Raw genomic sequence first — 15,688 nt, 5'->3', positions numbered from 1 at the left:
TTACCTCCTGAAGTATTTGAACACAAAAGATTCAAAATTCCTAAAGCTTATTCAGATATCCAAGGTAATAGAACATTTATCAAAAACTTTAAAGATGTTGCAGAAGGTTTAAACAGAGACCCACAACATTTATTAAAATTCTTAATGAGAGAATTAGGTACTGCAGGAAATATCGAAGGTCAAAGAGCAATTTTACAAGGTAAATTTACACATTACCTAATCAACGAGAGAATCGAGGATTATGTAGACAAATATGTAATCTGCCATGAATGTAACAGACCTGATACAAGAATCATCAGAGAAGGTAGAATATTCTTACTTAAATGTGCTGCATGCGGTGCAACAGCACCTTTAAAAACATTATAATTTTACCTTTTTACTTATTTTATTGATATCATGTTTTGTCCAGAGTGTGGAAGTACTGATAAAAAAATGGTTGGCGACATCTGCATAGACTGTTTTTTAAAAGATTTTCAGATGATTGAACTGCCTAAAAGGATTGAAGTTCAAATCTGCAGCCATTGTAACAGCAAACTCGAAGAAGGGAAATGGTCAGAGGAATTTATCCCTGAAGAAGAGATAATCTACAGAGCACTTGAGAGAAACATAAAAATCGCCGATGAAGTCTCAGATGAACATGTGACACTTGAAATAAAACAGATGAAAGGAACAATAGCTGAATGCTGCGTTGAAATCATTGGTGAAGTTGAAGGTACACAAATAGAAGAAACCCATGAAACTGAAGTTAGAATTCTAAAAACAGTTTGTCCAACATGCAGCAAAGTACAATCCGGGTATTATGAATCTGTAATTCAATTTAGAGCAGATAAACGAGACATAAAAACTGAAGAATACGACAAAGCTGATGAAATAGTTGAAAGGACATTAATTAAGCAATACAAAAAAGATAAATTGGCTTATTGTCCTCAAATAGCAAAACTTAAAGAAGGTCGCGATTATTATATCGGATCTTTAAAAAGCGGAAGAAAAGTTGTTGAAGCTCTAAAAGAAGAATTCGGCGGAATAATTAAAGAATCTCCAAGACTTATCAGTGAAGACAAATCCACCGGAAAGGGACTTTACAGAATTTGGATTTCAATTAGAATTCCCGAATTTGAAAAAGAAGACATCATCAAGTACGATGACAAGCTAATCCAAGTTAAAGGAATCGATAAAAACAGAGTTGTTGGAAACGATATTGTATCAAAAAAACAGCACCACATCCCATTGAAAAATATGGAAGATATTGAATTGGTTAAGAAATCAGATGAAATAGAAACAACAACAGTAATCTCAAAATCACCGCAGATTATCCAAATATTGGATCCCGTTGATTATTCAGCACTGGATTTGGAAATGAAAGATGAATATTCCGTGTTGAATGTTGGTGATGAAGTCAAGATTATAAAAATTGATTATTACACATATTTACTGAATTAAGTGATAAAATGAATATTGAAGAAAAAATTCAATTAATCGAAGAAGGAACCTTAGAAGTTATAGATACCGAAGAGCTGAAAGAAGTTCTTGAAAAAGACGAACCTATAGCCTATACTGGTTATGAACCTTCAGGAAAAATCCATTTAGGACATGCCGTAACTGTACAAAAATTAAAACAACTACAAAAATTAGGTTTTAAAATTAAAATCCTTCTTGCAGATTATCACGCATTTTTAAATGGAAAAGGAACTATCGAAGAAATTGCTGAAACTGCCGAATACAACAAAAGATGTTTTCAAGCTCTGGGTCTTGATGAAACAACTGAATATGTTTTAGGTTCATCATTCCAGTTAGATCCTGAATATACCGATAAAGTATATCAGCTAGCCACAATGACCACCTTGAAAAGAGCAAGAAGAAGTATGGATCAGGTAAGTCGTGCAGACGACAATCCTAAAGTGGCAAGCGTGATTTATCCAATAATGCAAACTGTAGATATGGCTGCCTTAAACGTTGATATTGCGCTTGGTGGAATGGAACAAAGAAAAATCCAAATGTTGGCAAGAGAAAATCTGGAAAAAATTGGTGAAAACGTTCCTGTTTGTATCCACACACCATTATTGCATGGACTTGACGGCGATGCTAAAATGTCTTCAAGTAAAGGAAACTACATTGCTGTTGATGATTCAGTCGAAGTGATTGCTAAAAAAATCAAGAAAAGTTTCTGTCCTCAAGGCGAAATTGAAGGTAACCCTATGATTGAAATTGCAGAAACCTTCGTTTTCCCAAATCAAGATACCTTACTTATCAAAAGACCTGAAAAATTCGGTGGCGACATAGAGCTTACACATGATGAGTTAATTAAAGACTTTAGTGAAGGTAACTTACACCCAATGGATTTAAAAAATGGAATTAAAGATTTCTTAATTGAATTCTTTGCTCCGGTAAGAGAATACATGGAGGAAAATTAAATGGTTGAAGAAAAGGAAGAATTCGAAATGGGTTTGCCAAATGGTGTTGGCGAACAGATGCTTGCTCACGCATTCGAAAAATACGATATTAAACTGGAACAAACTGAATTTGGTCCTAAATTAATCGGAAAATACGATGAACTTGTAAAAGTAAGAGATTTTTTAGAAAACGCTATTCGCGAAAGATTAGCTGAATTAGAAGGAGATAAATAATCTCCATAATTTCTTTTTTTAATCGAATCATAAAATGCAATCCTTACAAATGCCAAGGTATGGTGCTACAGCCTTTTTGATATCTGAAGAAACTTTATTAACACCATTATTTGCATCAATGATTGCATGAGGATAATTTTTAGCCAATTTTAAATAGTTATCCTTAACTCCAGTTAAAAATTCCACATTTTCAAATGTGTCTTCTCCTGAAGTCCTTGCAACTGATTTTTCAACATCCAAATCCAATAAAATTAGTAAATCCGGCCTTTTAGCATATCTGTTTAAAACTTCAACCCATTCAGTTGGGTTTTGATAAACCAAAGAGGAAATGAATGACCTGTCTGAAATGAAAACTTTAGAGTCGTCTTCTAATTTATCCATTATCAACATCCTATCTGCCGCAAAAAGAAGAGCCAAAACTTTTTGAAAGTCATCCTCCATTGCATCGGGATTCTGCAACATTTTCCTAATTAGTTTTCCAACCTCCGAATCGGTTGGTTCCACTAAAGTTTCAACTTCAAATCCATTAGCTTCCAGCCATTCCTTCAATAACTGGATTTGAGTTGATTTTCCAGAGCCGTCAATTCCTTCAAACACTATGTACATGATATAAGATATGTTTTAAATTTAATATATAATTAATTACAAAAATGTAAATGAATAAACAATCAAGGTGTAAAATTAAATGGTTTTAGAAGAATTATTGGCTCCTGCAGGTTCATATGATGTATTAGTGATTGCAGTCAATGCCGGCGCTGATGCAGTTTATATCGCAGGACAGAACTATGGTGCCAGAGCATACGCTAAAAATTTCACAATGGAAGAAATTGAAAAAGCGGTTAACTACGCTCATTTAAATGGTGCCAAAGTCCATGTAACCGTGAACACATTAATAAACAATTTCGAAATTACAGATGTCTTAAATTACTTATTCAAATTATACCAGATAGGGGTGGATGCAGTTATTGTCCAAGATTTCGGGCTGATCTGGCTTTTAAAAACATTTATTCCTGATTTGGAAGTTCATGCTTCAACACAAATGGGTCTGAATAGCTATCCCTCTTTCAAATGGGCGAATAAAAATAATATCAAAAGGGTTGTAATGCCCCGTGAAGTCAATATTGGACAGATTAGGGAAACCCATGAAAGGCTTGAAAAAGACAATATCGATTTGGACATTGAAGTATTCGGCCATGGAGCACTTTGCTACTGTGTAAGCGGAAAATGTTACATGTCCTCCTACAACAGTGGAAGAAGCGGCAACAGAGGAGCATGTGCACAGCCCTGCCGAAGAGAATATCGCCTTAAATACAGGGGATACAATATAGGAAACGGATATCTGCTTTCAACACATGACCTTGCAACATATAATCACTTAAATGAAATTTCAGATGCGGGAGTGAAATCTCTTAAACTGGAAGGCAGAATGAAATCCGGCGATTATATCGGAACCATCGTAAACAGCTATAGAAACCTCATTGACGAAAACGAAGGTGACTACAAAAAAGATTTGCACCTCGTTTTTAACAGGCAATTTACTGACGGATATATGATGGGCGATAAGCCCGGACAGGTCATGGGCAGAGGCCATTCCGGTCACGAAGGTTTGTACATCGGAGACATTACAAACATAGATGGCACAAAAGTCACAATTGAAATTAAAAATAAGGAAATACCAGTTATTCTAGAACCTGGAGACGGCATTGCATTTAAATACAACGGCAAAATAAAGGGAATCTATCTTGAAAACATAATCAAACAGGATGAAAACGAAATTGTTATTGATACTACACGCCTCGTTAAGGTCGGAACAGAAGTGTTCATCAGCTATTCCAAATCAACTCACGATTATTTAAAACAGTTCGAAAAGGAAAAAATTGCAAATAATGTACCTATAAGCCTATCCCTAACATGGGATGAAAATTTAAACTTATTTACAAAAGTCGAATATTATTTGGAAGGCGAACTGATAAACTTTAGGCATAAATGCCTTGATAAATTTGAAAAGGCAAAAAATAAGCCTGTCACTGAAGAGATAATCGAAACTCAACTTAAAAAGACCGGCGGAACACCATTCTATATTGAAAATATTCGCTTCAACAATATGCCAAAAGACATTTTCATACCTATCCGTGAAATAAACCAAATCAGGCGGGAAATTCTTGAAAATGCCGAAACATTATTGTTGAATCATTATACACCAACTAAAAAAGCAGTCAAAGAAGTGAGAAAAAATCTAACCAAATTCTTTGAAGATTATGAAAATAATGAAGGAAAAGTCAAGAAAAAAACACCAAAACTGTCAATATTCATTGATGACATTTCACAAATCAAAGCCGCTTCAGGATTTGACCTGAAAAGAATATACTTTGATGGAAACTGCCATTACAACAACCCTGATGATTACTTTGCAAACATAAAGGAGACCCTGAAAAAAGGCAGCCTAATGGCCGCTCCAACCGAATTCGTTTGGGTTTTATCATCATTTATCAGTGAAGAGGATGCTTTGAAATGCAATGGAATCATAAAAGAGCTTGAAAATGAAGGCATAATCGTTTCTGTAATGGGCGATTTCCCCGGGATGAATGAAATTTTCGATTGTGCAATATACGGAAACCACAATCTTAACGTCTGGAACAGTTTTTGCGTGCATGATCTGAACGCATCCGGATTCAAATCACTGATTCTATCATCAGAACTTTCCGGAAGGGAGATCAAAGAACTGGTAAAAAGAAACCATGACAGGAACATAGATCTGGAAATGATTGTTAACGGAAATCTGGAAGTTATTGTAAGCAAAGATGATTTTACCAATCTAAATGACGGAAAGGACTTTATCATTTCAAATGATGCGGATTATGCCATTTTGGAAGATAAAAAAAGGAAAAAATTCAAATATAAGGTATTTTTCGACTACAACAGGCAAAGCCATATCATCAACAAGGATTGCCTATGCCTAATTGAAGAGATGAATGAAATTAAGGAAATGGGATTGGATTCTTTGGTTCTTGACTGCAGATATTCAAATGAGCAGTATACTACACAAATTTTATCCATTTACAATGAAAGCCTTAAAAACAAAGACCCGGAAGAGCTGACCAAATACAAATACCAGATAATGGATTTCTCACAATCCTACATCAACAAGGGCAATTATATTGAAGGCAGACTACACGAGGACAAATAATGAAAATTCCTGAATTACTTGCACCTGTCGGATCGATGGAACATTTGAAAGTTGCGATTAATGCCGGAGCCAGTTCAGTTTATTTATCCGGAAAAAATTATGGCGCCCGCAAGTTCGCTGAAAACTTTACGTTAGATGAAATTAACGAAGCCATAAACATTGCCCATATGCATAACGTTAAAGTTTACGTCACCGTCAATACATTAATCAAAGAGGATGAATTGGAAAGTGTGGTCAATTACCTGTCAAAGTTATATGCAATGGGTGCGGATGCCGTTTTAGTGCAGGATTTGGGGCTGGTTGAGCTTATCAACAGATATCTGCCAGACCTAAAGATCCATGCATCAACACAGATGACCTGTGAAAATCAGCTTAAGCTAGATTATCTTGAAAGCAAAGGAATCAGAAGAGTTGTTCTTCCCCGTGAAATGAAAAAAGAAGAAATCGAATCATTGAATACAAATATGGAGCTTGAAATATTTGCCCACGGTGCACTATGCTACTCTTATTCTGGACAATGCTTATTAAGCAGCTTTAAAGGAGGGCGAAGTGGAAACAGGGGAACATGCGCACAGCCTTGCCGCCAAAAATATAAAATTCCCGGCATTGAAAAAGAAGATTACTATTTATCCCCCTGCGATTTGAGCCTATTCAATCAACTGAAAGAAATTTCGGAAATGAACATTTCATGCATTAAAATTGAAGGTAGAATGCGTTCCAAGGAATACCTTGCGATTGTCGTGAGCAACTACAGGAAAGCATTGAATAAACTAAAAAGCAGGAAAGAAACTGAAAGCGAAGAAATACATCTGGTATTCAATAGGGGATTTGTTGAAGGCAAATTCAACAATGATACCCGAAGAAGCATTCGGGCAGGCCATATCGGTCTGGAAATAGGAAAGGTAATCTCTTCAAAGAAAAATCAGATTACTATTAAACTTGATGATTCCATCAAAAGCATTCCTCAAAAAGGCGATGGGCTTTTGATTATTAAAAACAGCAATGATTACGGCTTTGAAATATCCCAAAATCCCATTATAACAACCTTAAACCACTTTAAAAAAGGAAAAAATAAACAGATCAAGGATTTGACCAGACCGGATAAAGTATTGATTGTAAAAAAGGTATGGCAAAATAAAAAAAGTGATTTTAATTTGAATGACTCCACCGTTTATTTGACAAAAAGGCATGAGTTAATCAAAAAAGCTAAAGAAATTGAAAACAAAGGAAGCAGCTATGTCAAATCCAAATTGATTCTGACATTCTCTTTGAAAAATAAGTTCCCCATATTAAAAGGAAGATTGACACTTGCAAACAGGAAAGTGATTGAAAGTGAACTGAGAGGAAACACTGCCTTTGAAAAACCTATTAAAAAAAGTGTGGATGCCGATACAATTAAAAAGCAGCTTTCAAAAGTTGACAATTACCCCTTTGAAATAACACAAATAAACATCAACTATGACGGAACATTATTTATTCCGATAAGCAAGATCAATGAGCTAAGAAGAAACCTCTTTAAACTACTGGAAAATGAAGTTATCGAATCTTATACCCATGAGCTGAAAAAGATTAAATTGCCCCAAGTGGAAAATGAGGCAAATCGCGAAAAGCCAATTCTTTCATTCTACACAAATAATCTGAATCATTTAGAAAACATCAAAAATGTTAAAAGGGTATATCTCGAAATTCCCCCTCAAAGGGATTCCTTAAACATCAATGGAAAGAATGCCTACAATCTTAACTACATGATTAATTTTATGAAAGAAGCTTTTGAAATTTCGTATGGCAAAGACTATGAATTAATTTGGAAATGGCCTGACATTGCACATGATAGCTTAATTAAAGCGTTGAATAAAGCTCGGGGAATATTGAATAAGATGCACTGCAATATGCCCATAATGAGCAACAGCTTTAATGGAGAATACGGACCTTATTCCATGAATATAACAAACAATGCAACTATAAACAGCCTGAAAAACTATAAAATACTGACAATTTCACCAGAACTGCGAAAAAGAGACATTGAAGGAATTATAAAACACTGCAAAAATCCAAATAAGGTGGAAATAATCGTTCAGGGGTCAATCGAGTTAATGAAAACCAGATCTCCTATGCTTTATAAAAAAGAACTTAAAAAAGACTATGACAATTATCTAATTGACTTGAAAAATAACAGATATCCTGTACATATGAGTCTTTCAGGCGAAGAACTAATCCTATTCAGCGACAGAGAACTCTCATTAATCAATGAAATAACTTACCTGAACAGTATTGGATTCGTCAATTTCGCAATTGACGGGCGTTATAAAGGGGATGACTATTATAAAATGATAGATATCTATAATACTGCTTTTGAAGGGAGTATCAATACTGAAGAACTGAAAAAGATTAGTCCAAAAAATACTCTTGCCAACTACTGAATTATTACTTTTCAAATGCTCTCGGCAAATAATCAATATATATAAAGATATAACTATTTTCTATAAGGGGTTTGGTAAAAATGAATGAGGATAAAATTACATTGCAAAATATCAAAGGAATCGGAGATAAAATTTCTGAAAAAATCATAAATAGTGTTGGTGGGGAAGAAGAACTCCAAAAAATAGTTGATAATGTTGATGTTGAAAAAATAGCAAATATTGAGGGAATAAGCCAAAGGAAAGCTATTGAAATAATGAATCAGCTATTAAATAACCAGGAATATGAGTTCATAAAAAGTGACCGTGCAATGGAGCTTTATGAAGACATCATAAACAAGATATTATCCTATTCCAACACATCATACTCCAAAAACAGAATCTTATTGCTTTCCCCATCAAAAGATATGCAAAAGATAAATTCACAACTTGATTTTGTAATGAATGCAAAAGACCACGTTTCACAGCTTCCCATTATAAAATTGAGAGGTCTGATGAAAAATCTAAAAGAAGTAGAAGAGGCCAAACCGGAATATGACCCAAGTAAAGCCATCCTTGTTGAAAGTGAAGAAGATAATTCCTACCTTAGCGATTTGGGATTAAATCAATATTATCCCATCATTACTGCAAGCGATTCACCATTACTCAAAGAAGAAATAATGAATTACGATTTAGTATTCTACGTATATTCCCAAGGAATACTTGATTTCGAAGGAATGCCAAACCTCGTAATGATAAACATTGAAGATAATGACTATGAAATCGTTCCTGAAAAGATAATCAATTTCTTCATCCAAAATAAAGATTTATTCACAAGAGTTCATGAAATACAAAAAATCAGGAATAAGGAAAGCGTACTTGGAGACATTATCCCAATCATTGATGAATTGAATATTATTGATAAAAGGGAAGTAGATATCGAAAAACTTGTTTATTCTCTAAAAGATGATATGGATAATGAATTAGAAAAATCCATTAAACAAGTTGATCTTGAAGGAGATGAAATTCTTAATTTATTAAACAATAACTTCCCACCAAAGATTAGTAAAATATTTGATGAAATTATCAATAAAAGAAAAGAAATTATCCGTGAAAAAACAGGGCTAAGTTTTGATCCATTTTTGAGAACATATCCTATACAAATTGACGATGAGGAAATTCAAAGAGTTACCCTGGAACAATCCTCTAAAAAAGAGAACGATATTTTTGATATTAAAAAAAGCGCGGCAATTGAATTAAACCTAATTAAGGATAGGGCCATTAAAGAAGTTGAAGATGCCATCAAATTCGACTATGAATTCAGTTTGGGCAGTTTTGCATATGAATATGGTTTATGCCGACCGGAATTTAGTGATGATATAAAATTAAAAGGAGCCTTGCATTTAGAATTAGCACTTAAAAAAGATGAAGAATATGTTCAGAAGGTTGATTATCAGCTAACACCTGATGAGAATATTGCGCTTCTAACCGGTGCAAACAGCGGAGGTAAAACAACACTTCTTGAAACATTAACCCAGATATCCATCATGGCGCAGATGGGGCTTCCGGTAAGTGCTGACAGCGCAGAAATTAAACTATTTGATGAAATTTATCACTTCTCCAAGAAAAGGTCTCTTGATGCGGGAGCGTTTGAATCATTCTTAAATGTATTCATACCAATTGTAACTACAAACAGTGAAAAATTAGTGCTATTGGATGAACTTGAAGGCATAACAGAACTTGATGCTGCAGTTAAAATCATATCCACCTTCATAGACATGATAAAAGAGTCAGATTCCTATGGAGTGATTGTTACCCATATGGCCCGTGAATTAATGAATTACACAGACATCAGGGTAGACGGAATTGAAGCTAAGGGATTGGATGAAAATTATAATTTGATTGTTGATAGAACCCCTAAAATGAATTTCCTTGCAAAAAGTACTCCTGAATTAATTCTAAAAAGAATTTATGAAAAATCTGATGATAATTTAAAAGTCGTCTATGCAAGAATTTTGGAAAAATTCTAAATATAGGAACATTAGCCTTGCTAATGAAGTTTGCTCTACCGACGTAAACATCATAGGACACATCTACTTTCCGCCCGAAAGTGATGTATTAACTAGTCCATTTTAATGTCTCGAATATATTTTGCAGGAACTCCTCCAACAATAGTATTTTCAGCAACATCTTTTGTGACAACCGCCCCTGCAGCAATAATTGCCCCATCACCAACAGTAACACCTGAAAGAATAGTGGCATTTGATCCTATCCAAACATCATTGCCGATTTTTATAGGTGCTGGAATTAAATTGCCTCTTCTTTGAGGATTCTCTTCATGGTTTAGAGTGGCTAAAACAACATTATGTCCAATTAATACATTATTTCCTATGTAGATTCCGCCTTGGTCTTGAAACCTGCATCCTGAATTGATGAAAACATTTTCTCCAAGATGAATGTTCTTTCCAAAATCAGTTGTAAATGGTGGGAAAAGTCTGAAATCATCACTAACTTTCCTTCCAATTAATTTTGAGAATAGTTCTCGAATTTCATCGAAATCATGATAAGCATAATTGATTTCACAAGTAATTTTTTGAGCTTCTTGAGAATAATAATTGCAGGTCTCGGCAGCCTCTTCATCCATTGTTAATTTTTTGCCTTCATTGAAAATTGCTAAAATTTCCCTAAGTTCTAACATAAAAGAATATCTGTCAAAAATAGTATTTGTGAGTATCGTTGAAAAAAAATACCTGAGTTTATAAAACCTTTTGCTTTCTTCCATGAATCCTCAGCATAGTTCAACCATGATTTTTAAAGGATAATTTGGGATATCTATATTTTATTATAATCGTAATACACAAATATGTTTATATGAATATGGAAAATTTAAGGGACACAAATAGATTAGAAACATTTTATGATGCAATAATAGCAATCATTGTAACTGTCTTAGTTCTGGAATTACCTCAACCTGAAACCGCGACAATTGCTGGAATACTCGCTTTAAAAATTTCATATTTCAATTATTTAATTAGTTTTCTGGTAAATATTTTCAAACTGAGATTTTATGAAAAAACACAAACCTCTCTGAATTGAATGACTTATGAAAACTATTATATGAATTTAACTAAAACTCAAAATCTGTTCTAATTTCAAATATATTTTCACTTTCCATTAGTATATTAACCAACCTTTCATCCAAATCAGCATGATTATCCTGATAATCAATTTCCCCAAATTCACTTCGAATTGAAGTGAGGAATCTCATCCCTAACAAAGATGTAACTTCGTTTTATATACTCTAAATTATCTTCAGATTAATTCATTAATTCCCGAACCTTATTTTGAATAAAAGAATCCATATAATCAATGCTTGGTGTTTCCATCAAATATTTTTCCATAGAATTCCCCTATATAAGAATAAAATAATAATATTGTTTTATAAATCTAAAAAACTCCTTAAAAGGGATTTTGCTCGTATATTATACAGAATATAAAATACTTTTAGCTCCACACATACAGGTTCTATTCAACATCAAAACCCTTTTTTATCATGCTGTTTTTAAGAATCTCCATTGCTTTTATCGTATCCTGTCCTGAAACCCTCTTAATCATGCGATTGTTTTCATTAAACCTTCCGATAAAATAGTCCTGCTGTTCTTTACTTACTAAGTCCAGTCGGGTATAGTTTGTAAGGCATTCGAGAAGGGCGAATACACCCCGGTTTAAAGCCTTTGCACACGGATGATTTTTGACAATTTCTACAACATCACTGCTTATGATATAAGCTTCCCCATTTGATGTTACATGGTCTTTAATCGGATCCATCTTTCTAATGTCTGTAACATCACAAATGACATATGCTTCTGCATTTTTCAATATTGCAATGTCATCATCATCGGTAAACTCTTCAATATCCAGATTTCCGATGGTTGAATTTACAAAATTTATAGGGTCAAAAGTGATATTTACAACATATCTGCGTGTTTCCATAATGTTTTTCAGGGTTTTGGTGCCGACAAATAATCTACATCCAAGTTTGTCTTTGCCTTTGCATACAATTCCTATTGGCGCTGCATTTTTTACACCGTCCTTGCTCATGGTAGTGTAAATCCCTTCATATTTCTGTCCTTCTTCAATTCCGATATCTGTCAAATCAATACCCATTTTATCATCCTTATTAATTGCATATTCAATATAATGTCTATTCATTAATCTAATTAATAATTATTGTCAAAACATCAATCTAATTCAATTTTTAATATTTTAGTTTTTATACTTTTATTTTCAAATTTAAAACAAATTATAAATATTATTTTTGACACAATAATTGTTAATAGGATATGAAATTCGTTTATATAACCTATGACAAGTCAATTGTATTTTTAAAATTAAAATGGAGATATAGGAGGATTAATAGATATGAATGAAACGGTTAAGCAACACTCTTGGATTCCATTAGTGTTAGTGGCTTGTGCTTCATTTATTATAACATTGGATGCAACGTTCATGAATGTTAGTATTTCTAAAGTTGTAGTTGATTTGCATACTGATGTAAGTACCATTCAGTTGATTATGTCATTCTATACTTTGATTACTGCTGCATTCATGCTGCTCAGTACCAAACTTCAGGACATAGTCGGTAAAAAGAAACTGTTCATAATCGGTACTATACTTTATGGTGTCGGTACATTTACCGCAGCAATAAGTTGGAGTACCGGAGTGCTATTTATTGGATGGGCATTGATTGAAGGTATTGCAGGGGCATTAATGACACCTGCTACTGTTTCCCTTATAAGTGGAATCTATTCCGGTGAACAACGTACATTTGCTTTGGCAATTGAAAGTGTAATGGTTTCCATTTCTGCTGCTGTCGGTCCGCTATTCGGTGGGGTCATGACAACATTTTTCAGTTGGAGATGGGGATTCGCAGTTGAATTAATATTTGTTATCTTTATTTTAGTGATGCAACATAAAATACCTGATTTCAAACCTACTGAATCTAAAAAAGATTTGGATATTACGGGCACTATAATTTCAGTTATAGGACTTGTCTTGTTTGTTTGGGGTATTTTAATGCTTACAAAAGATTCATCCAGCGTTGCTGTAATAGTTTTAGGTTTAGTTATCCTAGCAATATTTGCCTGGTTGGAAATCAGAAGGAAAAGAAATGGAAAAGTGCCTTTACTTGATATGGACTTATTCAGAGACAGAAATTTACGTGTAGGAGCAATCATTAGATTAATAGGATGTCTTGCAATGGGTGGGGCATTGTTTGCAGTTTCACTCTTCCTGCAAAGTGTAATGCAATTAAATGCATTGAATACTGGTTTGACTACACTTCCGATGACTATAGGTCTGCTTATTTTCGCAATAGCGGCTCCAAGTTTATCCACTAAATTTAGTCATAAGACCCTCATTGCAGTAGGATCTTTAATTGCAATTATCGGATGTGTGATTTTAAGCTATCAATTCAGATTGAATACAACAATGTATGATTTAATGCCTGGTCTGTTTGTATTGGGTGCTGGACTTGGTTTTGTAATGTCTTTAAGCACAGACATTTCATTAATCAATATTCCTAAGAAAAGTGAAAATAACGCATCTGGTGTTCTTACAACCACACAGACATTAGGTGAGTCAATGGGTACTGCACTTATTGGAGTAATTCTAATTCTCGGAGTTATGGGAGGTCTTTCTACTGCAATCGATATGTATGCGCCAGACCATGCAAACGACCCACAATTCTTTGATGATGCAGCCAATTACTTACAAACAGCAGGTACAGAAAATATTACACAAGACAGTACTATCATGAATGCCGTAGATGTCATTATTCAAGAAGCTATGGGATTCGTAATGATAGTAACGGCTATTCTGCTGGCAGTGGTATTTATTGCAACGTTGCGGCTACAGCCGAAAAAACAATGAGAGTTAATCTCTCATTTTCCTTTTTTAATAAAATATGACAATTTTTGGAGGAAAAAAATATGGAACCAAATAAAATATCTGGAATAATATCAATAATATTGGGATTACTTTTTATAATTTTCCCTGTTTTCAGTACTGCAGCATTGTCCATTATTATTGGATTAAGTTTAGTATTCTTTGGTATAGCATTAATAATATCCGGATTTTCAGCAGTCAATATTATTATTGGAATCCTAACCATTATAGTGGGGCTGGTATTCGTATTTAACATTTCTGCATTATCATTCATTTTCGGAATACAATTCTATGTCATTGGTATCCTGCTGATTTTAGGAGGTATTGTTGGCCTTCTTTCAGATTCAGGAGTATCAAAAATTGCTTCAGTATTGATTATAATTTTAGGTATAATTTCATTTGCTCTTGGAGGATTTTCAATCGACCAACCTCTTTTCGCTGTAATTCTTATAGGTGTGGCGTTAATCATCGAGGGTATAGGATTATATTTAGAATGAAATTTTAATAACCAATCTTTTGATTGGTTTTATTTTTATTTTTTAAAGTTAAGTCTTGACTCTTTTTAGATTATTATGGAACTACATCTGTTTAATATCGCTTGAATGAGAAATTTCATCCATACAAAAGATGTAACTTCATTTTATATAATCCAGTATATCGGCAAAAAAATCCAATGAAAAACTACAACAGATTAAAACTAAAAAAAACCTTAAATCCTAATTAATATTGCTACACCCAACTTTCAATTCATCCACTATTTAATAAAAGTAATGGTATTTTGCATTTTTAAGATAAATATTATAAAGACAATAAATCATTTAAAAATCTTGTTGCCCGTATACTATACAAAATATAATGTACTTTTACTCTTAAAATTAAATAGTAATTTTAATTATAAAGAATCTTTTCTAGATATTCTTTAATTTCTGGGACATCTTCATGCATAACTTCCCAAATGATGTCATCGATTATATTTTCATAATTGTGAGCTGTGACATTTCTCAAACCGATTAATTGGCCCCATTCAATTCCATCATATTCCTCAAGGAATTCATCTGAAAATCTATTGGCAAATTCACCCATTTGAATGATAACTAATGCACAAGCATCTTTATATAAACTGTCAGACATGTAAATCTCTTTATCATCATCAAATCGATTTAAATAATCATCAATACGGTTACAATAGTCAATTATGGTTTCCGCACATCTTTTATCTTTCTCGTTCATATAAAAGAACCTCCTCTTTGCTTATTGCTTCGAGAAATTTTTTATTTGAACTGCCTTTACTGACTACATCAACATGGCAATTAAATTCGTCTTCCAAATCCTGGACTAAAGAAACATATTGCAGACCTTTCAAATCACCTTTATCCATTACAAAATCCAGATCACTATTTTCATTGGCTTCATTTCGAGCATAAGATCCAAAAAGACTGAAAGTATTAATACCATACTTAATAACAATTGGAATAACCCTTTTTCTAATATCATCAATAGTAAAAACCATGAAAAATCACCATAATGTAATGAAT

16 protein-coding genes are annotated in these 15,688 nt (G+C 33.5%); 10 read left to right on the top strand and 6 right to left on the bottom strand.

Features of this window, described 5'->3' with window-relative positions; all coding sequences use genetic code 11:
• The 4 genes from E7Z77_RS08865 to E7Z77_RS08850 all read left to right on the top strand — a co-directional run.
• On the top strand, positions 1-366 hold a 366-nt coding region (locus E7Z77_RS08865; protein WP_292753073.1), incomplete at its 5' end, for a translation initiation factor IF-2 subunit beta.
• A 21-nt stretch (positions 367-387) separates the two neighbouring features.
• Entirely contained in the window at positions 388-1,440 is a 1,053-nt protein-coding gene (locus E7Z77_RS08860; RefSeq protein WP_366510264.1) for an NMD3-related protein, read from the top strand.
• A gap of 8 nt (positions 1,441-1,448) precedes the next feature.
• Positions 1,449-2,411, top strand: a complete 963-nt coding sequence (locus E7Z77_RS08855; protein ID WP_292753067.1) for a tyrosine--tRNA ligase — start codon at positions 1,449-1,451, stop codon at positions 2,409-2,411.
• Complete coding sequence (locus tag E7Z77_RS08850; RefSeq protein WP_292753065.1) at positions 2,412-2,624, top strand: hypothetical protein; 213 nt, start codon at positions 2,412-2,414, stop codon at positions 2,622-2,624.
• 27 nt (positions 2,625-2,651) lie between these two features.
• Here E7Z77_RS08850 and tmk read toward each other — a convergent pair whose 3' ends face one another.
• The gene (tmk, locus tag E7Z77_RS08845; RefSeq protein WP_292753062.1) at positions 2,652-3,230 is read right to left on the bottom strand and encodes a dTMP kinase; all 579 of its coding nucleotides are present in this window, start codon (positions 3,228-3,230) and stop codon (positions 2,652-2,654) included.
• Between the two features lie 79 nt (positions 3,231-3,309).
• Between tmk and E7Z77_RS08840 the strand changes: the two genes are divergently transcribed.
• The 3 genes from E7Z77_RS08840 to E7Z77_RS08830 all read left to right on the top strand — a co-directional run bounded on the left by E7Z77_RS08840 (position 3,310) and on the right by E7Z77_RS08830 (position 10,237).
• Positions 3,310-5,811, top strand: a complete 2,502-nt coding sequence (locus tag E7Z77_RS08840) for a U32 family peptidase (RefSeq protein WP_292753059.1) — start codon at positions 3,310-3,312, stop codon at positions 5,809-5,811.
• Complete coding sequence (locus E7Z77_RS08835) at positions 5,811-8,231, top strand: U32 family peptidase (protein ID WP_292753057.1); 2,421 nt, start codon at positions 5,811-5,813, stop codon at positions 8,229-8,231. Before E7Z77_RS08840 ends, E7Z77_RS08835 begins: the two co-directional genes overlap by 1 nt.
• 80 nt (positions 8,232-8,311) lie before the next feature.
• The gene (locus E7Z77_RS08830) at positions 8,312-10,237 is read left to right on the top strand and encodes an endonuclease MutS2 (protein WP_292753055.1); all 1,926 of its coding nucleotides are present in this window, start codon (positions 8,312-8,314) and stop codon (positions 10,235-10,237) included.
• Positions 10,238-10,329: 92 nt separating this feature from the next.
• Here the strand turns inward: E7Z77_RS08830 and E7Z77_RS08825 are convergent, their stop codons facing one another.
• Positions 10,330-10,905: a sugar O-acetyltransferase gene (locus tag E7Z77_RS08825; RefSeq protein ID WP_292753052.1), complete on the bottom strand. Its 576-nt coding sequence runs from the start codon at positions 10,903-10,905 to the stop codon at positions 10,330-10,332.
• A gap of 173 nt (positions 10,906-11,078) precedes the next feature.
• Here E7Z77_RS08825 and E7Z77_RS08820 point away from each other — a divergent pair, with 173 nt between their 5' ends.
• Entirely contained in the window at positions 11,079-11,303 is a 225-nt protein-coding gene (locus E7Z77_RS08820) for a TMEM175 family protein (protein WP_292753050.1), read from the top strand.
• 31 nt (positions 11,304-11,334) lie between these two features.
• On the opposite strand, the gene E7Z77_RS08815 is transcribed toward E7Z77_RS08820, so the two are convergent.
• Both E7Z77_RS08815 and E7Z77_RS08810 read right to left on the bottom strand, forming a co-directional pair.
• On the bottom strand, positions 11,335-11,475 hold the full coding sequence (locus E7Z77_RS08815) for a hypothetical protein (RefSeq protein ID WP_292753047.1): 141 nt from the start codon (positions 11,473-11,475) through the stop codon (positions 11,335-11,337).
• Between the two features lie 257 nt (positions 11,476-11,732).
• The gene (locus E7Z77_RS08810) at positions 11,733-12,419 is read right to left on the bottom strand and encodes a DUF447 domain-containing protein (protein WP_292753044.1); all 687 of its coding nucleotides are present in this window, start codon (positions 12,417-12,419) and stop codon (positions 11,733-11,735) included.
• 210 nt (positions 12,420-12,629) lie between these two features.
• Between E7Z77_RS08810 and E7Z77_RS08805 the strand changes: the two genes are divergently transcribed.
• Both E7Z77_RS08805 and E7Z77_RS08800 read left to right on the top strand, forming a co-directional pair.
• Complete coding sequence (locus tag E7Z77_RS08805; protein ID WP_292753041.1) at positions 12,630-14,138, top strand: MFS transporter; 1,509 nt, start codon at positions 12,630-12,632, stop codon at positions 14,136-14,138.
• Positions 14,139-14,197: 59 nt separating this feature from the next.
• On the top strand, positions 14,198-14,650 hold the full coding sequence (locus E7Z77_RS08800) for a DUF308 domain-containing protein (RefSeq protein WP_292753038.1): 453 nt from the start codon (positions 14,198-14,200) through the stop codon (positions 14,648-14,650).
• Positions 14,651-15,041: 391 nt separating this feature from the next.
• Here the strand turns inward: E7Z77_RS08800 and E7Z77_RS08795 are convergent, their stop codons facing one another.
• Both E7Z77_RS08795 and E7Z77_RS08790 read right to left on the bottom strand, forming a co-directional pair.
• Complete coding sequence (locus tag E7Z77_RS08795; RefSeq protein WP_292753035.1) at positions 15,042-15,383, bottom strand: HepT-like ribonuclease domain-containing protein; 342 nt, start codon at positions 15,381-15,383, stop codon at positions 15,042-15,044.
• Complete coding sequence (locus tag E7Z77_RS08790; protein WP_292753032.1) at positions 15,367-15,663, bottom strand: nucleotidyltransferase domain-containing protein; 297 nt, start codon at positions 15,661-15,663, stop codon at positions 15,367-15,369. The genes E7Z77_RS08795 and E7Z77_RS08790 overlap by 17 nt, the downstream gene beginning before the upstream one ends.
• Positions 15,664-15,688 lie beyond the last annotated feature (25 nt).

Source organism: Methanobrevibacter sp., from assembly GCF_015062985.1.
Classification (GTDB): domain Archaea; phylum Methanobacteriota; class Methanobacteria; order Methanobacteriales; family Methanobacteriaceae; genus Methanocatella.
This window is presented reverse-complemented; position numbering and strand designations above follow the sequence as displayed.